The 22,424-nt window shown below is 65.4% G+C and carries 19 protein-coding genes; 6 read left to right on the plus strand and 13 right to left on the minus strand.

What is annotated here, in order from left to right; genetic code table 11:
• Positions 1-200 precede the first annotated feature (200 nt).
• Entirely contained in the window at positions 201-2,573 is a 2,373-nt protein-coding gene (locus AB7G19_RS25720; protein WP_441268253.1) for a xanthine dehydrogenase family protein molybdopterin-binding subunit, read from the plus strand.
• Between the two features lie 55 nt (positions 2,574-2,628).
• On the opposite strand, the gene AB7G19_RS25725 is transcribed toward AB7G19_RS25720, so the two are convergent.
• Together AB7G19_RS25725 and AB7G19_RS25730 are read right to left on the minus strand one after the other, a co-directional pair.
• The gene (locus AB7G19_RS25725; protein WP_085402219.1) at positions 2,629-4,053 is read right to left on the minus strand and encodes a DUF5107 domain-containing protein; all 1,425 of its coding nucleotides are present in this window, start codon (positions 4,051-4,053) and stop codon (positions 2,629-2,631) included.
• An 18-nt stretch (positions 4,054-4,071) separates the two neighbouring features.
• Positions 4,072-4,872, minus strand: coding sequence for a hypothetical protein (locus tag AB7G19_RS25730; protein ID WP_085402218.1), 801 nt, complete (start codon positions 4,870-4,872; stop codon positions 4,072-4,074).
• Between the two features lie 107 nt (positions 4,873-4,979).
• Between AB7G19_RS25730 and AB7G19_RS25735 the strand changes: the two genes are divergently transcribed.
• From AB7G19_RS25735 to AB7G19_RS25745, 3 genes are all read left to right on the plus strand, one after another.
• Positions 4,980-5,483: a YaiI/YqxD family protein gene (locus AB7G19_RS25735; RefSeq protein ID WP_063983805.1), complete on the plus strand. Its 504-nt coding sequence runs from the start codon at positions 4,980-4,982 to the stop codon at positions 5,481-5,483.
• Positions 5,484-5,485: 2 nt separating this feature from the next.
• Positions 5,486-7,297: an ABC-F family ATP-binding cassette domain-containing protein gene (locus AB7G19_RS25740; protein ID WP_441268254.1), complete on the plus strand. Its 1,812-nt coding sequence runs from the start codon at positions 5,486-5,488 to the stop codon at positions 7,295-7,297.
• Between the two features lie 108 nt (positions 7,298-7,405).
• On the plus strand, positions 7,406-8,485 hold the full coding sequence (locus AB7G19_RS25745; RefSeq protein WP_441268255.1) for a D-TA family PLP-dependent enzyme: 1,080 nt from the start codon (positions 7,406-7,408) through the stop codon (positions 8,483-8,485).
• Here the strand turns inward: AB7G19_RS25745 and AB7G19_RS25750 are convergent.
• The gene (locus AB7G19_RS25750; RefSeq protein WP_441268256.1) at positions 8,482-9,384 is read right to left on the minus strand and encodes a LysR family transcriptional regulator; all 903 of its coding nucleotides are present in this window, start codon (positions 9,382-9,384) and stop codon (positions 8,482-8,484) included. The genes AB7G19_RS25745 and AB7G19_RS25750 overlap by 4 nt on opposite strands.
• 93 nt (positions 9,385-9,477) lie before the next feature.
• Here AB7G19_RS25750 and AB7G19_RS25755 point away from each other — a divergent pair, with 93 nt between their 5' ends.
• Positions 9,478-10,695 carry an MFS transporter gene (locus AB7G19_RS25755; RefSeq protein ID WP_441268257.1) on the plus strand — a complete coding sequence of 406 codons (1,218 nt, stop codon included), beginning with the start codon at positions 9,478-9,480 and terminating at the stop codon, positions 10,693-10,695.
• Here AB7G19_RS25755 and AB7G19_RS25760 read toward each other — a convergent pair whose 3' ends face one another.
• From AB7G19_RS25760 to AB7G19_RS25795, 8 genes are all read right to left on the minus strand, one after another.
• The gene (locus tag AB7G19_RS25760; protein ID WP_441268842.1) at positions 10,696-11,916 is read right to left on the minus strand and encodes an NAD(P)/FAD-dependent oxidoreductase; all 1,221 of its coding nucleotides are present in this window, start codon (positions 11,914-11,916) and stop codon (positions 10,696-10,698) included.
• On the minus strand, positions 11,913-12,830 hold the full coding sequence (locus tag AB7G19_RS25765) for an SDR family NAD(P)-dependent oxidoreductase (protein ID WP_071914878.1): 918 nt from the start codon (positions 12,828-12,830) through the stop codon (positions 11,913-11,915). The genes AB7G19_RS25760 and AB7G19_RS25765 overlap by 4 nt, the downstream gene beginning before the upstream one ends.
• 283 nt (positions 12,831-13,113) lie before the next feature.
• Positions 13,114-13,593 carry a MaoC family dehydratase gene (locus AB7G19_RS25770; RefSeq protein ID WP_014495943.1) on the minus strand — a complete coding sequence of 160 codons (480 nt, stop codon included), beginning with the start codon at positions 13,591-13,593 and terminating at the stop codon, positions 13,114-13,116.
• Positions 13,594-15,309: an AMP-binding protein gene (locus tag AB7G19_RS25775; RefSeq protein ID WP_441268258.1), complete on the minus strand. Its 1,716-nt coding sequence runs from the start codon at positions 15,307-15,309 to the stop codon at positions 13,594-13,596.
• Positions 15,309-16,205, minus strand: coding sequence for a 3-hydroxyisobutyrate dehydrogenase (gene mmsB / locus AB7G19_RS25780; protein ID WP_441268843.1), 897 nt, complete (start codon positions 16,203-16,205; stop codon positions 15,309-15,311). Before mmsB ends, AB7G19_RS25775 begins: the two co-directional genes overlap by 1 nt.
• A 24-nt stretch (positions 16,206-16,229) precedes the next feature.
• Positions 16,230-17,297 (minus strand): enoyl-CoA hydratase/isomerase family protein, encoded by a 1,068-nt coding sequence (locus AB7G19_RS25785; RefSeq protein ID WP_441268259.1) that lies wholly within the window; start codon positions 17,295-17,297, stop codon positions 16,230-16,232.
• Positions 17,294-18,439: an isobutyryl-CoA dehydrogenase gene (locus AB7G19_RS25790; RefSeq protein ID WP_441268260.1), complete on the minus strand. Its 1,146-nt coding sequence runs from the start codon at positions 18,437-18,439 to the stop codon at positions 17,294-17,296. The genes AB7G19_RS25785 and AB7G19_RS25790 overlap by 4 nt, the downstream gene beginning before the upstream one ends.
• A gap of 23 nt (positions 18,440-18,462) precedes the next feature.
• The gene (locus AB7G19_RS25795; RefSeq protein ID WP_063983817.1) at positions 18,463-19,959 is read right to left on the minus strand and encodes a CoA-acylating methylmalonate-semialdehyde dehydrogenase; all 1,497 of its coding nucleotides are present in this window, start codon (positions 19,957-19,959) and stop codon (positions 18,463-18,465) included.
• A 101-nt stretch (positions 19,960-20,060) separates the two neighbouring features.
• Between AB7G19_RS25795 and AB7G19_RS25800 the strand changes: the two genes are divergently transcribed.
• The gene (locus tag AB7G19_RS25800) at positions 20,061-20,969 is read left to right on the plus strand and encodes a LysR family transcriptional regulator (RefSeq protein WP_028157678.1); all 909 of its coding nucleotides are present in this window, start codon (positions 20,061-20,063) and stop codon (positions 20,967-20,969) included.
• Between the two features lie 109 nt (positions 20,970-21,078).
• Here the strand turns inward: AB7G19_RS25800 and AB7G19_RS25805 are convergent, their stop codons facing one another.
• Both AB7G19_RS25805 and AB7G19_RS25810 read right to left on the minus strand, forming a co-directional pair.
• Entirely contained in the window at positions 21,079-21,699 is a 621-nt protein-coding gene (locus AB7G19_RS25805) for a TetR/AcrR family transcriptional regulator (RefSeq protein ID WP_028153393.1), read from the minus strand.
• A gap of 69 nt (positions 21,700-21,768) precedes the next feature.
• Positions 21,769-22,299 carry a PaaI family thioesterase gene (locus AB7G19_RS25810; protein ID WP_085402205.1) on the minus strand — a complete coding sequence of 177 codons (531 nt, stop codon included), beginning with the start codon at positions 22,297-22,299 and terminating at the stop codon, positions 21,769-21,771.
• Positions 22,300-22,424 lie beyond the last annotated feature (125 nt).

Raw genomic sequence — 22,424 nt, forward strand, 5'->3', positions numbered from 1 at the left:
TCCGCGGCCCGATGGGGCCGATCTGGAATTGCTTTTTCGCCTGAAACATTAGCAGCGCGGCAAGCCTGCGCAACAACGCATCACATGGGACCATGCCCATTCGTGCGTTGTCGTGAACGGGACCGTGGGTTATTTTTGGAGGGTCCGGTCCTCCAGGCGCCCCCCAAAACGCGCGATTGCCGGCTTTTCAGGTCAATTCCATGCAAGAACACACCAAATCGTCCACGCTCGAAAACGCTATTGCACTGCAAAAATACGGCGTCGGGCAGCCGGTCCGCCGCAAGGAAGACGATACGCTGGTGCGCGGCAAGGGCCGCTACACCGACGATTTCAACCTGCCCGGCCAGGCCCATGCCGTGGTCGTCCGCTCCACCCATGCCCATGGGCTCATCCGCGGCATCGGCACCGACGCCGCCAGGGCGATGCCGGGCGTGCTGGGGGTGTGGACCGGCAAGGACCTCGATGCCGCCGGATACGGCCCCTTCACCTGCGGCCTGCCGCTGAAGAGCCGCGACGGCTCCCCCCTGCTGCAGACCAACCGGCAGCCGCTGGCGACCGACAAGGTCCGTTTCGTCGGCGATCCCGTCGCCTTCGTGGTCGCCGACACGCTGGCGCAGGCGCGCGACGCCGCCGAAGCCGTCGAGCTCGATATCGAGCCGCTACCGGCCGTGACCGATCCCGAGGAAGCCGCCAGGCCCGGTGCGCCGCTGCTTTATGACCACATCCCGAACAATGTCGCGCTCGACTACCACTATGGCGACATCGACAAGGTGAACGCGGCCTTCGCCAATGCCGCCCACGTCACCAAGGTCGACATCGAGAACACCCGCGTCGCCGTGGTCTCGATGGAGCCGCGCGTGGGGCTCGCCTCCTACGACAAGAAGACCGAGCGCTACACCATCCAGATGCCGACGCAGGGCGTTGCGGGCAACCGCGCCAACCTCGCCAAGAACCTGAAGGTGCCGAACGAGAAGGTGCGGGTCCTCACCGCCAATGTCGGCGGCTCCTTCGGCATGAAGAACGTCAATTACCCCGAATACATGTGCATCCTGTACGCGGCCAAGGAGCTTGGCCGCCCGGTGAAATGGCTCGACGAACGCTCCACCAGCTTCCTCTCCGACAGCCACGGCCGTGCGCAGAAAATCCATGCCGAGCTGGCGCTCGACGCCGAAGGGCACTTCCTCGCGGCAAAGCTTGAAGGCTACGGCAATCTCGGCGCCTACATCACCGGCGTCGCGCCGGGGCCGCTCTCGCTCAACACCGGCAAGAACTTTTCGAGCGTCTACCGCACGCCGCTGATGGCGGTCGACATCAAGACGGTGCTCACCAACACCACGCTGATGGGCGCCTATCGCGGCGCAGGCCGGCCCGAGGCGAACTACTACATGGAGCGGCTGATCGACCGCGCCGCCGACGAGATGGGCATCAACCGGCTGACCTTGCGCAAGCGCAACTTCATCAAGCCGAACCAGATGCCGTTCCCGGCCTCCTCCGGCGTGACCTATGACAGCGGCGACTTCCAGGCGGTGTTCAACAAGGCGCTCGAAATCTCCGACCACGAGAACTTCACCAAGCGCAAGAAAGAGAGCAAGAAGATCGGCAAGCTGCGCGGCATCGCCGTCGGCTCCTATCTCGAGGTCACCGCGCCGCCGAGCCCCGAGCTCGGCAAGATCGTGTTCGACCCTGACGGCAGCGTGCAGCTGATCACCGGCACGCTCGACTACGGCCAGGGCCACGCATCAGCATTCGCGCAGGTGCTGTGCGCGCAGCTAGGGGTGCCGTTCGACAGCGTGAAGCTGGAGCAAGGCGACAGCGACATCGTCCACACCGGCAACGGCACCGGCGGTTCGCGCTCGATCACGGCAAGCGGCATGGCCATCGTGGGCGCCGCCAAGCTCGTCATCGAGAAGGGCAAGCGCGCCGCCGCGCACATGCTGGAGGCCTCCGAGGCCGACATCGAGTTCGCCGACGGCAGCTTCACCATTGCCGGCACCGACCGCAGCATCGACATCATGGAGCTCGCCAGGAAGCTGCATGACGGCAAGGTGCCGGACGGCGTGCCTGACAGCCTCGACGTCGACCATACCAGCGAACCGGTGCCCTCGGCGTTCCCGAACGGCTGCCACGTCGCCGAGGTCGAGATCGACCCTGATACCGGCGTGGTGCAGATCGTGCGCTACAGCGCGGTCAACGATTTCGGCACGGTGATCAACCCGCTGCTGGTCGCGGGCCAGCTTCATGGTGGCGTCGTCCAGGGCATCGGCCAGGCGCTGATGGAGCATGTCCGCTACGACGAGAGCGGCCAGCCGATCACGGGCTCGCTGATGGACTACGCGCTGCCGCGCGCGGAGGACGTTCCGAACATGACGGTCGGCGATCATCCGGTGCCGGCCACGACCAATCCGCTCGGCAGCAAGGGCTGCGGCGAAGCCGGCTGCGCCGGCAGCCTGTCGACGGTGGTGAATGCGGTGCTCGACGCCCTATCCGACTACGGCATCAAGCACATCGACATGCCGCTGACCCCGGAGCGGGTGTGGCGTGCGATCCAGGATGCGAAGGGCAAGGCGGCGTAGGGGCAGTTCCGCGATCGTGACAACGCCGGGGGTTCGACCGGCATTCCGAAAGAGATCACTTGATCGCCGTTTCGGCGGCGATCAACTCCTTTCCCTCCGTGGTCGTGATCGTTAGCCGTATCTTTTCCCCGCTGCGGCCGTCGGCAATCGCTGCCGAAATGCGATTTCCGTTGTTCGGATCGGCGCTCACGACCCCGCTGAACAGAGCCGTGTCACCCCGTTTCAACGTGACAAGCAACGGGATGGCCGGTTCGACGCTGAAGAACTCGAGAACAGCGCGAGACGCCTCGGCCGAGAAATTGATCAGGATTTTCTCGTTCGCATGCGTCACGTTGCTCATGCCGACGGTCGGGCTGTAGGTTTCCGGAATCGACACCTCACTGCGTGCGGGAAAGTCTGTGCTGTGGAAAAACTGGTCTGACACGCCCGCCCATAATTCGACATACGGCCGCCACTCGTTCGGATCCTTCCGGGCATCGGTTTCGCCGGTGAGCGACGGAAACCCCCACGTCCACATTTTCAAGCCCCGCGTGAGGGTATTGTCCGCAATGCGAATAATTCCTTCTGCATTGTCATGGTTGATGGCGCCCCAGAAATTCCCGCCCTGCATATCTGGTGCAGCATAGGCGATGCCCATCGTTGGCCAATTCTTGAAGTAGCGCAGGTTTTCGAAGCGCCGCCTGCCCATACCCGCACTCTCGTCGCCGTCTGCCAGGTTGGCCGACCAGGCAGGCGTCGTGTAAGTTCGGATCGGCGCGATGATTTCGGCGCCGCCGGTTGCCCTGGGATTTTTCGGCTCCGATCCCGGAGCGAGCGTCGTGCACGTCCAGTACTCGTACTGGACAGCTTCGTCGTTCGGATTCTTCAGCACCACGCGCGCGTCGAGTGCGGCACGATCGGCCTTCAGCGTGACGTAGTAGTTCGCCTCGATGCCGGTCGCGCGCCTGAACTTGCTCGGCCGTGCGGGATAATCGAAGTCATCCCGGAACGACATCACGACCGTGACTTCGTCGGCGCCCTCCTTCACCACCCGGAAAGCCCACGGCTTCAGCCACGTCTTGCCGTGCTCGGCATCCGGGAACGTGGGAAAGATTCCGCCGTACACCATCAGCCAGTCGTAGTAGAAATTTCCGGCCTTCATGCCGTAAGGTACTCCGACCTCCGTTCGATAAAGCTGCTCGTGGCCGGTCGGCTTGTAGACCATGGAAAGAATACGCCCTCCGAATTCGGGCACGAGCGTTACCTTCAGATATCGATTCTCTAGCACGTAGGATTTGAAACTGCGTTCGACGATCACGCTTTTGTCGAGCGACCCGCTGACAAAGCCATTCTCCGCATCGACGGCGAACTTGACGGTGCTCCACGTCGTCGTCTGCTCGCTGAGCGACACACTATCGGACACCGGTGCGGCGGCATGCACGACGCAAAGCGCCTGGAGCGACAAAAGGAGTGCTATTCCAAAACAAACGAGGGCGCGCAAGGAGACCTCAACTGGCTTTCAGGCCGCCGCCTGCTCGCGCGGCTGGTAGATCGCAGTATGCTGGCAGTGCGCCAGCGGCGTCGTGCCGTTAGCGACGACCAGCGCGTCGAGCTCGACGAAGCGGTGGCCCTTCTTCTCGTAGTTCGCGGTGACTTTTGCCCGCGCGGTGATCTCGTCGCCGGCGCGCGCGGCCGACAGCAGCTGCATGCGGCTGCCGACATGGATCCACGGGCCCAAAATCGTGTTGTCGACGAGGACGCGGTTCATCACGCGCTGGATCAGGCCGGGATGGCCGAGCCCCTCGCGCGCAAAAATCGGATCGGTTTCCCTGACGTCGGCGAGATAATCGGTCGCGTCCTGCCGGGCCCAGCGGCGCGGCGTCGTGCCCAGCCATTTGCCCACCTCGAACGCTGCCGGGCTCACAGGCTTGCGCTCGGCAATGGCCGCGACCTCGACAAAGTCGTTCAATGACACCACAGGCGCGGCCGCCGGGAGCGACGCTGTCCCCGTGGCGCAGAGCTCGGTGCGGCTGAAGACCTCGATCGTGAGCAGGCCGTTGTGCTCGGTCGCATCGACATCGGCGGTCTCGCCGTCATAGACCGGCTTGATGAAGCGGGCCTCGACCAGCCCGCGCGACAGGAAATCGCGGCCCCAGCGCGCCACCGGCACGTGCATCATGTAGGCGAAGACATCGACGCCGGGGACCAGCCCGCCGGAAAAGCCGAAGCGGCGCGCCACCGTGTCGTCATGCATCTTGTTTTCGGACTGTTTGGCGGTGTTGTAGGCCTCGACGCGGTAGGTTTCGAGCCGGTTCGGCATGGCGGGCCTTTCCCTGAATTCTTGTTGTTTCAGGGTTGATCGTAGGCCCCCGGGAACACCGGTCAATCCCCTCGCCTTTGCGGCCCGAATGGGGTACCACGCGGCGAATGACTGATACCCCCACCCGCATCTATGTCGACGCCGACGCCTGTCCGGTGAAGGACGAGATCTACCGCGTCGCGCTCCGGCACGGAGTGCCCGTGAGCGTGGTTGCCGGCAACTTCATCCGCGTTCCGCAGGACCCGATGATCGAGCGGATCGCGGCCGGCGCCGGCATGGATGCCGCCGACGACTGGATCGCGGAGCGGGCCAAGCCGGGCGACGTCGTCGTGACATCGGACATTCCGCTGGCGAGCCGTTGCGTGAAAGCGGGCGCCGACGTGATCGCACCGAACGGCAAGCCGTTCACGGAAGAGTCGATCGGGATGACGCTGGCGGTGCGCAATCTGATGACGGATCTGCGCTCGGCCGGCGAAGTCACCGGCGGGCCGCGCTCGTTCGCGCCGCGCGACCGCTCCGCGTTCCTCTCCGCGCTCGACCAGACGCTGCGCCGGATCCAGCGCCGCCGTGCCGACCAGGCCGCGACGAGCCAGAATTTGAATCAAGGCTAGTCATGGCGCCGCCCCTGATCCAACTCAAAGACATCAAGCTCACCTTTGGCGGCACGCCGCTGCTGAGCGGCGTCGAGCTCAACGTCGCGCCGAGCGAGCGCGTCTGCCTGATCGGCCGCAACGGCTCGGGCAAGTCGACGCTGCTGAAGATCGCAGCCGGCCTCGTCGAGCCCGACGGCGGCACGCGCTTCGTGCAGCCGGGCGCGACCGTTCGCTATCTGCCGCAGGAGCCGGATTTCGGCGACCACAAGACCACGCTCGCCTATGTCGAAGCGGGCCTCGCGCCCGGCGACGATCCGTACCAGGCGCGCTACCTCGTGGAGCAGCTCGGGCTTACCGGCAACGAGAACCCGGCCAACGTCTCCGGCGGCGAGGCCCGCCGTGCCGCGCTGGCACGCGTGCTGGCGCCCTCGCCCGACATATTGCTGCTGGACGAGCCGACCAACCATCTGGACCTCTCCACCATCGAATGGCTGGAAAAGGAGCTCGACAGCCGCCGCGGCGCGCTGGTGATCATCAGCCATGACCGCCGTTTCCTCACCAATCTCTCGCGCTCGACCGCATGGCTCGACCGCGGCAAGATCAAGCAGATCGATCGTGGCTTCGCCTCGTTCGAGAGCTGGCGCGACGAGGTGCTCGCCGAGGAAGAGCGCGACCAGCACAAGCTCGACCGCAAGATCGTCGACGAGGAGCACTGGCTGCGCCACGGCGTCTCCGGCCGCCGCAAGCGCAACGTCAAGCGGCTCGGCAATCTGCATGCACTGCGCGACCAGCGCCGCAACTATCGCGGCACGGCCGGCACCGCCAGTCTCGCTGCGTCCGAAGCGGAGCAATCCGGCAAGCTGGTGATCGAGGCCAAGGGCGTCACCAAGGCGTTCGGCGACCGCGTGATCGTCGACAATTTCTCGACCCGCATCCAGCGCGGCGACCGGCTCGGCATCGTCGGACCGAACGGCGCCGGCAAGACCACGCTGGTCAACCTGCTGACCGGCGGCGCGGAGCCTGATTCCGGCATCGTGCGGCTCGGCGCCAATCTTGAGACGGCCACGCTCGACCAGCACCGCGAAAGCCTCGATCCCAAGTCGACGCTGGCCGAGGCGCTAACGGGCGGCCGTGGCGACCAGATCATGGTCGGCGGCAAACCGAAGCATGTGGTCGGCTACATGAAGGACTTCCTGTTCGCCCAGGAGCAGCGCGGCACGCCTGTCGAGGTGCTCTCGGGCGGTGAGCGCGGCCGGCTGATGCTGGCCCGCGCGCTGGCAAAACCCTCGAACCTGCTGGTGCTGGACGAGCCGACCAACGATCTCGACCTCGAGACGCTCGACGTGCTCGAGGACATGCTCGGCGACTACGAGGGCACGGTGATCCTGATCAGCCACGACCGCGACTTCCTCGACCGCGTCGTCACGTCAGTGATCGCACCCGAAGGCAACGGCAAGTGGACCGAATATGCCGGCGGCTACAGCGACATGCTGGCGCAGCGCGGTGCCGACCTCAAGCGCGAGACGACGAAGGCGCAAGCCCCCGCGGAAAAGAAAGAGGAGCGGCTGGCTGCTCCGCCCGCCACGGCAAAACGTCGGTTGAGCTTCAACGAGAAGCACGCGCTGGAAACGTTGCCGAAGAAGATCGAGACCCTGCACGCCGACATTGCCAAGCTGCAGCGCTTCCTCGATGATCCCAATCTCTACACCAAAGACCGCAAGAAATTCGACGACACCTCCACCGCCATCGCCAAGGCGCATGACGAATTGTCTGCCGCCGAAGAGCGCTGGCTCGAACTGGAAATGCTCCGCGAAGAGATCGAGCAAGCGTAATTTGTAGGATGGGTAGAGCGCAGCAAAACCCATCGCACAACGGGATTAGGTATTGATGGGTTTCGCTTCGCTCTACCCATCCTACGGGTCCAGAAATAGAGAGATGACATGACCACTCCCCTCGCCGCCAAAATCGCCCGTGAATATGGCACGCCCTGCGCCGTCATCGACATGGACCGGGTCGAGCGCAACATCGCACGGATCCAGAAGGCCTGCGACGATGCGGGTGTCGCCAACCGGCCGCACATCAAGACGCACAAGAACCCGACGATCGCCAAGCTGCAGGTTGCGGCCGGCGCGAAGGGCATCACCTGCCAGAAGCTCGGCGAGGCCGAGATCATGGCCAATGCCGGCATCGACGACATCCTGATCAGCTACAATCTGCTCGGCGAAGAGAAGATGGCGCGCCTCGGCGCGCTGCAGGCGAAGGCGAACATGACAGTCGCTGCCGACAATTCGACGGTCGTCGCCGGCCTGCCCAAGGCAGCCGCGGCTTCGGGTCGTCCGCTCTCGGTCGTGGTCGAATGCGACACGGGGCGCAAGCGCGCGGGCGTCGAGACCCCGGCTGAGGCGATCGCGCTGGCGCGCGAGATAGCCGGGTCCAAGGGGCTCGAATTCGCCGGTTTCATGCTGTACCCGACCGAGACCGGCTGGGCCGACGCGCAGAAATTCTACGACGAGGCGCTGGCCGGCGTGCGCGCCCACGGATTCGACGCCAAGATCGTCTCGACCGGCGGCACGCCGAACCTGAAGAATCTCGGCAAGCTCAAGGGCGGCACCGAGCATCGCTTCGGCACCTACATCTACAATGACCGCATGCAGGTCGCCGCCGGCTCCGCGACCTGGGACGACTGCGCCCTGCACATCTATTCGACGGTCGTCAGCCGCGCCGCGCCCGAGCGCGGCATTCTGGACGCCGGCTCGAAGACGCTGACGACGGACACCGGCGGGCTCGACGGCCACGGCCTGATCCTGGAGCACCCCGAGGCCAAAATTGCGCGCTTCGCGGAAGAACACGGCTTCCTCGACCTCTCGCGCAGCAACACACGCCCCAACGTCGGCGACGTCGTGCGGATCGTGCCGAACCACGTCTGCGTCGTCGTCAACATGATGGACGAGGTCGTGATGGTGCGCGGCGAGGAGATCATCGGCACGCTGCCGGTGGCGGCGCGCGGGAAGCTGCGCTAGGCGCGAATTAGAGCTTGCAGCTCCCGATCCAGTCCGTCGCGGAACAGGTTGATCGGGCGAGTCAGTCGCCCGGCCGGCGGGCGATGCACCAGCCATGCGCGCACGGCGGGATTGAACTCCCGCGCAGCGACCGGCTTGAGCTTGTCGCGAAATGCGCTGCGCTTCAGCCCGATCGGCGTGACCAGGCCGACGCCCAGACCGCGTGACACCAGCGACAGCCGAAGCTCGCTGTCCAGCGCCTCCACAGCGACGGTGAACGGTAAATGCTCTGCATCGAAGCGACGCTTGAGTGTGTCGCGAAATCCGCAACCGTCCTGGTTGATCACCCACGAGAGCTGCGACAGGCGCTCCAGGTCGACGGTGCGCGGAATCTTCATGTCGCGCGCGACGACGAACACCACCGGCTGCGACCCGAGATCGTCGGCGACGAGATCGGCAGGCGGCATTGCCCCGTCAGGTAGGCAGATCGCGGCGGCATCCAGCTCGTTGCGGCTGACCCGCTCGACTTGGTTGGGCGACCAGCCCGAGACGACGCGCACGCTCAGCGCCGGAAATTCGGCACGCACCGCGTCGAGCGGCGCGCTGAGTCCGGCCTCGGAGAGAAACGGCGTGAGGCCGAGCCTGAACTCGCCGCGCACAACGCCGTCATTGGCGACGCCTGACTTGAGGTCGTCCAGCATCCGAAGAAGGCGCCGGCCCTGCTCATAGGCCTCACGACCTGCGGCCGTAGGCCTCAACGGTTTCGACAGGCGGTCCAACAACTGCGCGCCCAGCATCTCCTCGAGATTCTGGATGCGCCGGGTTACGCCAGGCTGCGTGAGATTGAGGCGCGTCGAGGCGGCAACGATTGATCCGGTCTCGACCACAGCGACGAAGGCGACGAGGTCATGGGTATTCATAACTAACTCGCATATTCTTTATAGGCTTAATTGAATTGTAGCATATTAGTCACTCCGCTTAAAGGGGACCCCGTACCCAGCCCGCGAGGTCCCATGACCATCTCCGAAACCACCAAGCTCGCATCCTCGAAGCAACTTGCCGAGCGATCCCTGATCTGGCTCGGCGCCATCACCACCGGCGTCGTCGTCACCAATTTGTTCGCACCGCAGATCCTCGTTGGACTGATCGGCCGGTCGCTGGCCATGACCGCCTGGCAGGCTGGCCTCGTCAGCACGCTAACGCTGCTCGGCTATGCGCTCGGCCTGTTGTTGCTGGTGCCGCTGGTCGATCTCATCGAGAACCGGCGCCTGATCCTGCGCACGCTCGGCTGCGCGATCTTCGCGGCGCTGGCAACGGCGCTCGCGCCGACGCCGTCGCTGCTATTGCTCGCCACGTTCATTCTCGGCGCCTCCTGCGCCGCGATCCAGATGATGGTTCCGCTCGTGGCTTCGATGGTGGCGCCCGAGCGTCGCGGCCAGGCCATTGGTGAAGTCATGAGCGGATTGATGATCGGCATCCTGCTGTCGCGGCCAGCAGCGAGCCTGATCGCAGATCTCTGGAGCTGGCGTGCCTATTATCTCGCCTCAGCCATCCTGATGACGTTCCTCGCAGGTGCGCTCGGCCGTTATCTGCCGACGCTGCGACCGGCAGCCCGCGTCGGCTACGGCGAATTGCTCCGCTCGTTCCCAAAGCTGCTGCGGGAAGAACCTGTGCTGCGCGTGCGGGCCTGGACCGCATCGCTGGTCATGGCCTCCTTCACCGCCTTCTGGTCGGCGGTCGCGCTGCGCCTGCCGGAGGCGCCATTCGGCCTCGACTCCAAGGGCATCGCGGCCTTCGCGCTGATCGGCGTCGCAGGCGCCGCGGCGACACCGCTCGCTGGCCGCTGGGGCGATAAGGGCTGGGCGCGCCCGCTGTTTCTTGTGGCGCATCTGCTCATCATCGGCTCGCTCGCGCTCTGCGCCGTGGCCGGTGCGATGGAGTCCCGCATGGCGGCACTGCTGGTATTGAGCCTCGGCACGATCCTGCTCGACGTCGGCATCACCGCCGACCAGACGCTCGGCCGCCGCGCCGTCAATCTGCTGCACCCCGAGGCGCGCGGCCGCATCAACGGCCTGTTCGTTGCGCTGTTCTTCATCGGCGGCGGCGTCGGCTCCGCAGCGGCCTCGCTGGCCTGGAGTTTTGGCGGCTGGACCGCTGTCTGCGTGGTCGCGGCGAGCTTTGGTGTGCTAGGTCTTCTCACCGATCTTCTGACCAGGACCGGCACGTCGTGATCAGGACGACGCGAGCCATCGCAACACGCCCCTTCCGGCCGCCGCCCCCGTCGCAAACGACGCCTGCAACAGATAGCCGCCGGTCGGCGCCTCCCAGTCCAGCATCTCGCCGGCGGCGAACACGCCGGGCAGCTTTCGCAGCATGAAGTGGTCATCGAGCTCGTCGAAGGTCACCCCGCCCGCCGTCGAGATCGCGCGCTCGATCGGGGCAACGCCGGTAAGCTGAACCGGAATGGCGTTGATCAGCTTCGCAAGCTCCGCCGGCGAGAACGACGCCAGCGGGCGGCCGGATGCGATGGCGGCCTCCTGCATCAGGCCGATGCCGACCGGCGACAGCTGCGCCGCCTTGCGCAGGAAATTTGCGAGCGATTGCTTGCCGCGCGTGCCCGACAGGCGCGTGGTCAGCGCGGCCACGTCGAGGTCGGGCCGCAATGCGATCGTCAGCGTCGCCTGCCCAAGACCCAGCACCGCCTCGCGCAGCTCGGCCGACAACGCGTAGATGGCGCCACCTTCGATGCCGCTGCGCGTGATCATGGCTTCGCCGCGGACCGTATGCGCCCCGATCGTCAGCGCCACGCCCTTGAGCGGCTGGCCCTCAAAGCGGTCGCGGAACACATCGGACCATGCGACGGTGAAGCCGGAATTGGCCGGCCGCAGCTTTGAGACCGCAACGCCTTTGGACGCAAGGATATCGGCCCAGCCGCCGTCGGAGCCCAGCCGCGGCCAGCTTGCGCCGCCGAGCGCGAGGACTGTGGCCTTGGCCGCGATGGCCTGCACGCCGTCGGCTGTTTGAAACCGAAGCCGTCCTTGGTCGTCCCAGCCGGTCCAGCGATGACGAAACGCGAAACGCACGCCGGCGGCATCGAGGCGTCGCAGCCAGGCGCGCAGCAACGGGGACGCCTTGAACGCCTTTGGGAACACGCGCCCGCTGCTGCCGACGAAAGTCGGCTCGCCCAGCGCCGCGCTCCAGGCGCGGAGCCCATCGGGCGAAAACGCCGCGATCGCCGCTTGCAGCATCGGCGCTGCCTCGCGGTAGCGTGCCATGAACTCCGGCAGCGGCTCGCTGTGGGTGAGATTGAGCCCCCCGCGGCCAGCCATCAGGAATTTGCGGCCCGCGGACGGCATGGCATCGTAGACACTGACGCGGGCGCCGCCCTGCGCCAGCACCTCCGCCGCCATCAGCCCGGCGGGACCGGCACCGATGACGGCGACGTCAGTCAGAGCTTGATCCCCGCCCGTGCCGCGGCCTGCGCCACGTATTTCTGCGTCTGCTCGAACGCGCCCTGCAGCGCCTTCGCCTTCGACATGTCGCTGATCTCGGCGAAATGCGCGGCGACCGCATCCGGCGTCCATTCGGATTCCGGCAGGTTGATGCCTTCGCTCTCCACAATCTTGATCACGGCGAAGGAGCCGGCACCGGCGCCCATGATGGTGCGGGTCGGTGCGTCCTCGCTCAGCATGTATTCGACAGCGGGCGTGATCGCGTTCGGCTTCATCAGTTGCAGCGCCTGTGGCGGCAGCAGCTCTTCCGTCATGCGGGTCGCCGCGGTCGGCGAGATGATATTGACGCGGATGTCGGTCTTGCGGCCTTCCTCGGCCAGCACGTTCATCAGGCCGACCATGCCGGACTTGGCCGCGCCGTAATTGGCCTGGCCGAAATTGCCGTAGAGGCCGGAGGACGACGTCGTCAGCACGATGCGGCCGTAATTGCGGTCGCGCATGCCGGCCCAGGCCGCCTTGCAGCAATAGAAGGTGCCGACGAGATGCACGTCGAGCACCTTCTGGAAATCGGCGGCCTCCATCTTGCCGAACGACTTGTCGCGCAGGATGCCTGCGTTGGCGCACATCAGGTCAACGCTGCCCCACTCCTTGGTGGCGCGCTCCACCATGGCGGTGACCTGCTCGAAATTGGAGACGTCGGCGCCGTCGGCCATCGCGGTGCCGCCGGCTTTGCGGATCTCCTCGACGACGGCTTCGGCCGGCGACAGCGAGCCGCCGCTGCCGTCACGCGCGCCGCCGAAATCGTTGACGACGACCTTCGCACCGCGGCTGGCCAGCCCCAGCGCATGCGCGCGTCCGAGGCCATTACCCGCGCCGGTGACGATGGCGACACGTCCGTCGAACCTGATTGCCATGAGTGTGCTTCCTTTCTTCCTTCTCCCCTTGTGGGAGAAGGTGGCATAGGCGGCCTACGGCCGCCGTCCTAAAAAGACGCCGACGCGTAGCGTCGGCTACGGCGCCGGATGAGGGGTATCTCTCGGCAGCCGAGCTCGTGGAGAGATACCCCTCACCCGGCTTCGCGTTCCGCAAAGCCACCCTCCCCCACAGGGGGAGAGGGTAAGAGGGCTCCGCACGAGATTTGGTCAGCTTTTGAGCAGCGATGGGTTGCCGGGTCAAGCCCGGCAACGACGCATCGGGTCAGGCGAAATAGATCAACCCGAGCCAGTCGGCGACCAGCGCCGGCTTGTCCTCGCCCTCGATCTCCACCGTGACGTTGGTGCGGGACTGCAACTCGTTGGGCTTGCGCAGCTTGGCTTCCGCCAGCACGAAGCGGCCGCGGACGCGCTTGCCCGAGCGCACCGGCGAGATGAAGCGCAGCTTGTCGAAACCGTAATTGACGCCCATCGTCGTGCCGGCGATGACCGGCATCACCTCGTACGACATGATCGACAGCAGCGACATCGTCAGGAAGCCGTGGGCGATGGTGGTGCCGAAGGCGGTCTCTTTCTTCGCGCGCTCCGGATCGACATGGATGAACTGGTGATCCTCGATCACGTCGGCATAGGTGTCGATGCGGGGCTGATCGACCAGATGCCACGACGACACGCCGATCTCCTTGCCGACCATGGCCTGATAGGCTTCGAGGGAAATCGGCGGCTTCTTCCAGACTTCGTTCACTTAGGTCTCACTCCGTGTTTTCGGCAGCTCCGGAAAATCCTCTTCCCGGAATTCGCGACCGCGCAGGGGATCGTTGCGGTCGTCATCGCGCTCCAGCCGTCTGAGCTGCACGCGGCGGATCTTGCCCGAGATCGTCTTCGGCAGCTCGGTGACGATTTCAAGGCGGCGGATGCGCTTGAACGGCGCAAGGCGCGTGTGCAGATGCCTGAAGATGGACAGCGCGGTCTCGGGCGAGCGCTCCGCACCTGCCGTCAGCAGCACAAAGGCCTTGGGGATCGCGAGCCGGATCGGGTCCGGGCTCGGCACCACCGCGGCTTCTGCGACGAGCTCATGCTCGAGCAGCACGCTCTCCAGCTCGAACGGGCTGATGCGATAATCGGAGGATTTGAACACGTCGTCGGAACGGCCAACGAAGGTGAGATAGCCATCCTCGTCTGCGAACACGACGTCACCGCTGCGGTAGAGCGCGCCTTCCGCACCCGAGAGCTTGCCGTTGTCGCCCTGATAGCCCTGCATCAGGCCGGCCGGACGGTCAGCACCCAGCACCAGGGCCACCTCACCTTCCTTCGCCGGATGGCCGTCGGCGTCGCTGACCTGCACGCGATAGCCCGGCAGCGGCCGGCCCATCGAGCCGACCTTGATCTTTTGCCCCGGCGAGTTGCCGGCCAGCGCGGTGGTCTCGGTCTGGCCGTAGCCGTCGCGGATGGTAAGACCCCAGGCGGCCTGCACCCGGTCGATCACTTCCGGATTGAGCGGCTCGCCAGCGCCGCAGACCTCGCGCAACGCCACCTTGAAGGCCGCAAGGTTTTCCTGGATGAACAGCCGCCACACCGTCGGCGGCGCGCACAGCGTGGTGACGCCGCAGCGGCCGATGGTGGCAAGCAGACCCTTGGCATCGAAGCGCGGCTGGTTGACCACGAACACGGTCGCGCCCGCGTTCCACGGCGCGAAGAAACAGCTCCAGGCGTGCTTGGCCCAGCCGGGCGATGAGATATTGAGGTGGACGTCGCCCGGCTTCAGCCCGATCCAGTACATCGTGGAGAGATGGCCGACGGGATAGCTGCGCTGGCTGTGCAGCACGAGCTTCGGTTTTGCCGTGGTGCCCGAGGTGAAATAGAGCAGCATCGGGTCTTCGGCGTTGGTCGGACCGTCAGCCGTAAAGCTCTGCGAAGCCTTCGCTGCCTCGTCATAGGCAAGCCAGCCATCAGAGGCCGCACCGACGACGATGCGGACGATATTCTCAACACCGAGACTTGCGAATTTCGCGACCTGGTCTTGCGCCGCGACCACCGCCTTCGCCTTGCCGCGATCGAGCCGGTCGCGCAGCTCGTCCGCGGTGAGCAGCGTGGTGGCGGGAATCACGACGACGCCGAGCTTCATCGCCGCCAGCATCGTCTCCCACAACGGCACCACATTGCCGAGCAGCAGCAGCAGGTGGTCGCCGCGCTTCAGACCCTGCGCGCGCAGGAAGTTGGCGACCTGGTTGGAGCGCTGCGAGAGCGCCGCGAAAGACAGCTTGGTTTGCTTGTCCTGTGCGGCATCGACGATCCAGAGCGCGGGCCGGTCCTTGGCGTCCGCATCCTTCGCGAGCTCGTCGAACCAGTCGAGCGCCCAATTGAAGGGAACCGGATCGGGCCAGCGGAAGTCTTTGACCGCTGTCTCGTAATCCGTGCGGTGTTTAAGCAGAAACGCACGCGCGTCCTGAAATGTCGTCATTAGGCTTTCCCGGCTAGCCCCCTAACGTGCTTGATAATTCCGGAAAAATCCACCCCGCCCTGCCCGGCGGCATCGAAGGACTGATAGATCTCCTGCGCATGCTTGCCGAGCGGCGTGGCCGCGCCCGCGGCCTTGGCGGCGTCCTGCGCCAGCGTCAGATCCTTCACCATCAGCGCCGAGGCAAAGCCCGGCTTGTAATCGTTGTTGGCGGGCGAGGTCGGCACCGGGCCCGGCACCGGGCAATAGGTCGTCAGCGACCAGCATTGGCCCGACGAGGTCGAGGCGACGTCGAACAGCGCCTGATGCGAGAGCCCGAGCTTCTCACCGAGCGCAAAGGCCTCGCTCACCGCGATCATGGAAATGCCGAGGATCATGTTGTTGCAGATCTTTGCCGCTTGCCCGGCGCCGGCGCCGCCGCAATGGACGATCTTCTTGCCCATCTTCTCCAGCACAGGCTTTGCCGCAGCAAACGCGCCCTCCTCGCCGCCGCACATGAAGGTGAGCGTCGCGCCCTTGGCACCCCCCGTGCCGCCGGACACCGGCGCGTCGACCGAGAGCACGCCGTGCTTGGCGGCGAGCGCATGCGCCTGACGCGCGCTCTCGACGTCGATGGTGGAACTGTCGATGATCAGCGCGCCCTTGGCCATGGCCGGAACAACCTCGCTCCAGACGCCAAGCACGTGCTTGCCAGCCGGCAGCATGGTGACGACGACATCGGCTCCCTTCACCGCACCCGCAGCGCTGTCGGCAATGCCGGCGCCATCGGCCTTGGCCTGGTTGCGGGAGGCCTCGGCGAGATCGAACGCCACCACCTTGTGGCCGGCCTTGACCAGATTGGCCGCCATCGGGCCGCCCATGTTGCCGAGACCGATGAATGCGATCGTGGCCATATCGATATCCTCCGCTAGACGTTTCGTTGATTAGTTGAACTTCAGTTCGTCGGCGCCGATCTCGGCGAAATACGGCGCAATCATCGCCGGCGTCACGTCCTCGATGCGCGGCGGCGACCAGGTCGGATTGCGGTCCTTGTCGATCACGGCCGCGCGCACGCCTTCGCGGAAATCGTCGCTGCGGAAGACCTCCAGCGCAGCGCGATATTCGCGCACCAGGCACTCTTCCAGGCTCGATGCGGTGCGCGCGAGCCGCAGCAGCTTCAACGTCACCACCATGCCGCGCGGCGATTTCTCGTTGAGTGTCTTCAACGTCGCCAGCGCGAACTCGGAGCCATCGCGCCTGAGCGCAGCGACGATGTCCTCCATGCGGTCGAAGCCGAACAGCGCGTCGATAACAGGCTCTTTCGCGGCGACCGGCCCCGCGGTCTCACCGGTCGCAAAACCGTTGATGAGCTTGCTCACGTCGGCCGCAGTCGCCCCCTGACCAACCTTCGTCAGCGCGTTGCGCAGCTCCGGCCATTTGGCGGCCGGCACCACGGCATCGGCGAACCTCGCGTGGATCGCATCGGGCCCGTTCATGGTCTGGCCGGTCAGGCCGAAATACGTGCCGATCTCCCCCGGCGAGCGCGACAACAGAAAGGTGCCGCCGACATCCGGGAAGAAGCCGAGCCCGACCTCGGGCATCGCGAGCCTGGTGCGGTCGGTGACGACGCGGTGGCTTGCATGGGCGGAGAGCCCGACGCCACCGCCCATCACGATGCCATCCATGAACGCGACATAGGGTTTTGGGAATCTCTTGATCCGGGCGTTGAGGATGTATTCCTCGCGCCACAGGATCTTGCCGAGGTCACCGTTGACCTTCGAGCTTTCCCAGAGCGTGCGGATGTCGCCGCCGGCGCACAGGCCGCGCTCGCCGGCCCCCTCCAGCAGGATCACGGCGACGGCGGAATCGGCCTCGAAGCGGTCGAGCGCCTTTTCGATGTCGCGAAACATCTCCAGCGTCACGGCGTTGATGGCCTTGGGGCGATTGAGCCGGATCACGCCAGCTGCGCCCTCGACCCGGGCGACCAGATCACCCTCCTCCACTGAACTCATCGCGCGCCCTCGATCAATTTGCGCGCCACGATGAGCCGCATGATTTCATTGGTGCCTTCGAGGATCTGGTGCACGCGCAGATCGCGCACGATCTTCTCGATGCCGTATTCGCTGAGATAGCCGTAGCCGCCATGGAGTTGGAGCGCCTGGTTGGCGACCTCGAAGCCGACATCGGTGCCGAAGCGCTTTGCCATGGCGCAGAGCATGGTGGCATCTGGGTCCTTGCGGTCGAGCGCAGCGGCGGCGCGCCACAGGAAGGTGCGCGCGGCCTCGAGCTCGATCGCCATGTCGGCGAGCCGGAATTGCAATGCCTGGAATTCGTCGAGACGTTTTCCGAAAGCCTTGCGCTCCTTCATGTAGGTGCGCGCCTTGTCGAGCGCGGTCTGCGCGCCGCCGAGCGAGCATGCGGTGATGTTGAGGCGGCCGCCATCGAGGCCGGCCATCGCGATCTTGAAGCCGATGCCTTCCTCGCCCAGCCGGTTCGCCACCGGCACGCGCGCGTTCTCGAACATCACGGCGCGGGTTGGCTGCGCATTCCAGCCCATCTTGCGCTCATTGGCGCCGTAGGAGACGCCGGGCGTGTTGCCGTCGATCACGACGGTCGAGATGCCGCCGGGGCCGTCACCGCCAGTTCGGACCATGGCGACAAGGAGATCCGTGCCGCCGGCGCCGGAGATGAACTGCTTCTGGCCGTTGAGGACGTAATGATCGCCGTCGCGCACCGCGCGCGTGCGCAGCGCCGCGGCGTCCGAGCCGGCACCCGGCTCGGTCAGGCAGTAGCTCGCGATCAGCTCCATCGAGCAGAGTTTCGGCAACCATTTGTGGCGCTGGGTGTCGCTGCCGAAGCCATCGATCATCCAGGACGCCATGTTGTGGATGGAGATGAAGGCCGATGTGGTCGGACAGCCCGTCGCCAGCGCCTCGAAGATCAGCGCCGCGTCGAACCGCGTCATGGCGGAACCACCGACATCCTCGCGGATGTAGATGCCGCCCATGCCGAGGGTCGCCGCCTCGCGCATCACCTCGACGGGGAAATGCTTTTCCTCGTCCCAGCGCAACGCGTGCGGCGCGATCTTCTCGGCCGCAAACGCCAACGCCATGTCGCGAACCGCGACCTGATCCTCGTTCAGAGCGAACTGCATCCCCGGCCTCGCTCTTGAGAGGGTTACTTCATCAGCGGGATCGAGAACTCCGCACCTTCCTTGACGCCAGACGGCCAGCGCGAGGTCACCGTCTTGGTCTTGGTGTAGAAGCGGACCGAGTCCGGGCCGTGCTGGTTGAGATCGCCGAAGCCCGACTTCTTCCAGCCGCCGAAGGTGTAGTAGGCGATCGGCACCGGGATCGGCACGTTGACGCCGACCATGCCGACATTGACCTTGGCCGCGAAGTCGCGCGCGGCATCGCCGTCGCGGGTGAAGATGGCGACACCGTTGCCGTAGTCATGGTCCGACGGCAGCGCCAGCGCTTCCTTGTAGTCGTGCGCGCGCACGACCGAGAGCACGGGCCCAAAGATTTCTTCCTTGTAGATCCGCATGTCCTTGGTGACGTTGTCGAACAGCGAACCGCCGAGATAGAACCCCTTCTCGTAGCCCTGCATCTTGAAGCCGCGGCCGTCGACGGCGAGCGTCGCGCCTTCCTTGATGCCGATGTCGATGTAGCTCTTGACCTTCTCGACCGCCTCGCGCGTGACCAGCGGACCGTAGTCGGCGGACGGATCGATCGAGGTGCCGATCTTGAGCGACTCGACGCGCGGGATCAGCTTTTCCATCAGCCGGTCGGCGGTGGACTTGCCGACGGGAACGGCGACGGAGACGGCCATGCAACGCTCGCCGGCGGAGCCGTAGCCGGCGCCGATCAGCGCGTCGACTGCCTGGTCCATGTCCGCGTCAGGCATGATGATGGCGTGGTTCTTGGCGCCGCCAAAACACTGGCAGCGCTTGCCGGTCTGGGCTGCGCGCTCATAGATGTATTGCGCGATCGGCGTGGAGCCGACGAAGCCGATGGCCTTGATATCGGGATCGTCGAGAATGGCGTCGACAGCTTCCTTGTCGCCGTTGACGACGTTGAGGATGCCAGCCGGCAGGCCCGCCTCGATCATCAGCTCAGCGAGCATCATCGGCACGCCGGGGTCGCGCTCGGACGGCTTCAGGATGAAAGCATTGCCGCAGGCGATCGCGGGGGCGAACTTCCACATCGGAATCATCGCCGGGAAGTTGAACGGCGTGATACCGGCGACCACGCCGAGCGGCTGGCGCATGGAATAGATGTCGATCCCGGGCCCGGCGCCTTCGGTGTATTCACCCTTCATCAGATGCGGGATGCCGCAGGCGAACTCCGCGACTTCGAGGCCGCGCTGAATGTCGCCCTTGGCGTCCGGCACGGTCTTGCCATGCTCACGCGCGAGCAGCTCGGCGAGCTTGTCGTAGTCGCGCTGCACCAGTTCCACGAACTTCATCATGACGCGGGCCCGGCGCTGCGGGTTGGTCGCGGCCCATTCCGGCTGGGCGGCGCGGGCGTTCTCCACGGCAGCGCGGACCTCGGCCTTGGACGCCAGCGCCACCTTGGCCTGGACGTCACCGGTCATCGGCTCGAATACGTCCGCCGTCCGGCCTGAGGTGCCCTTGACCTCCTTGCCACCGATGAAATGTCCGATTGAACGCATGGAATGATCTCCTGAGGTCGAGCGTGAACGCTTTGACAAATCCTATCGACCTGCATTTTATAGGATTCAAGTCTGAGATAATGCACCATAGATGTGCGAAAATGCTGGATCAAGGTAGCATCGACTGGGACGACTTCCGCTTCGTGCTGGCCATCGTGCGGGGCGGCTCGGTTTCGGCTGCGGCTAAACAGCTCGGGGTCGACCACGCCACCGTGATCCGCCGCGTCGACCGGCTGGAGAGACACCTCTCGGCAAAGCTGTTTGACCGGCGCAAGACCGGCTATCTCCTCACCGAGGCCGGCCAGCGCGTCGCCGACAGCGCGGAAGCCATGGAATCGACCATCGTCGCCAACCAGGAGCAGGTCGGCGGCTCGGTGGCACGGCTGACCGGAACGGTGCGGATCGGCGCGCCCGACGGGTTCGGCACCGCCTTCCTGGCGCCGCGGCTGGCGCCCTTCGCGGATCGCTATCCCGACCTCGATCTGCAACTTGTGGCCACCGCGCGGCTGTTCAGTCTCTCCAAGCGCGAGGCCGATATCGCGATCAGCCTGACCATGCCGAAGGAAGGCCGCATCGTCGGCCGCAAGCTCCTGGACTACCGCCTCGGGCTTTATGCGGCGCCGGCCTATCTCGACCGTTTCCCGAAGATCACCTCGCGGCAGGACCTGCCGCAGCATCGCTTCGTCGGCTATATCGAGGAGCTCCTGTTCACGCCCGAGCTCGATTACCTCCCGCAAGTATCGCCGCGGATTTCGGCGCGCTTCCGCAGCGCCAATCTGATCGCGCAGCTCAATTCCACGCTCGCGGGCTTCGGCATCGCCGTGCTCCCGCACTTCATGGCGAGTGATTATCCGCAGCTGGTGGCGGTGCTGCCGGAGGAGATATCGATCACGCGGACGTTCTGGATGCTGATGCATGCGGACAGCAAGGATCTCGCGCGGATCCGCGCGGTGGCCGATTACATCGGCGAGATCGTAGAGCGCGAGCGGGCGTTGTTCGCGGGGCGGTAATGACGGTCTCGTAGGGTGGGCAAAGCGAAAGCGTGCCCACCATGTCTCTTGCAGGCGTGGAGAGATGGTGGGCACGGCGCTGGAGCGCCTTTGCCCACCCTACCGCATCTCAGTTCTGCTTCGCCTTCTTCGCCGCCGTCACCTTCGGCTCGCGCTTCGCGCCATCGAGCGCGCTGTCCTTGCCGGCCTTGAGCACCTCGTCCGACAGTTCGCTGGAGCCGGCAATGCGCGCCAGCAACATGGTGCCGGCCATCGTGGCCAGCGTCGCGATCGCCTGCTTGCGCGCGGCCTTGCGCGGCAGGTTGGGGATGAAATCGGTCATCATCTCGACCATCTCGTCGAGCTTTCCGGCAAAGGCCTTGCGCGTCTTCGGGCTCTCGCGGGCGATCTCGGCGCCGAGCGCGGGAATCGAGCAGCCGTGGCCGGGATTGTCCCGATGCAGCGCCGAAAGATAGGTCTCGACGATCTGGGTCAGTTGCTTTTCGGGCGCGACCTGATCGGACTGCTTGCGCCAGTGCTCCATCGAGCGGTCCATGGCATAGGCAAAGGCCTCGATCACCAGCGCCTCGCGCGAGTCGAAATGCGCGTAGAAGCCGCCATGGGTCAGGCCCGCCTCCTTCATGAGGTCGGCGACGCCGATGCCGTGAGCGCCCTTTTCGCGCAGCCGCACGGAGGCCTTCTTCACGATTCGGTCGTGGGTTTCCTGCTTGTGTTCCCGGGAATAGCGCATGCGGGTCTCATTGAATGTCGGAGATCATCTCATAACACAGAAATGGACCAGGCGGTGCATTAATTCATGTTAAGTTGTCGCGCCGATCATGGAAAAGGTTGCAGTTGCATGGACTGCGAGCGCCCCCTTGCCGTCGCGCACGAAGCCTTCCGTGTAGCTGGCCTGGCGCCCCAGCTTGATGATCTTGCCTTCGGCCGAGATCAGCCCGGAACGGACCGACAGCGGGCGCAGGAACGTCATTTTCAGGTCGAGCGTCACGGACGATTGCCCGGGCTCCAGCCGCGTCGAAATCGCGCAGCCCATGGCGGTATCGATCAGCGCCGCGGCGGTCGCGCCGTGCAGGAGGCCGATGGTATTTTCGAGATCCTCACGCGGCTCCAGTTCCATCACGATCCGGCCCGGCTCGACCACGGCCATGGTGAAACCAATCAACTTTGCGAAGGGCGGCGGCGGCAACCGGCCGTCGCGGATTCCCAGCATCGCGTCCATGCCTGAAAGCCCCATCGCTGCTTTTGCAACCGGCGCAGGCACCTGCCAGTCCACCACGCGCTCACGCCGCTGCGCGGGCGAAAACAGGTCAAGTTGATCGTTACAGGTCATGGCGGCCTCTTTGTATGATGTATGTCATACTATGTCACGAACTTCGCCATGGCAACTCCACCCCCCACCCGCTTGACAAGCAGAGCGTTTCGGCACCGAAGTGATCCCGACCCGCGCGCCTCGCG

It is taken from the genome of Bradyrhizobium sp. 215_C5_N1_1 (assembly GCF_052075935.1).
In the GTDB taxonomy this organism is placed as follows: domain Bacteria; phylum Pseudomonadota; class Alphaproteobacteria; order Rhizobiales; family Xanthobacteraceae; genus Bradyrhizobium; species Bradyrhizobium barranii.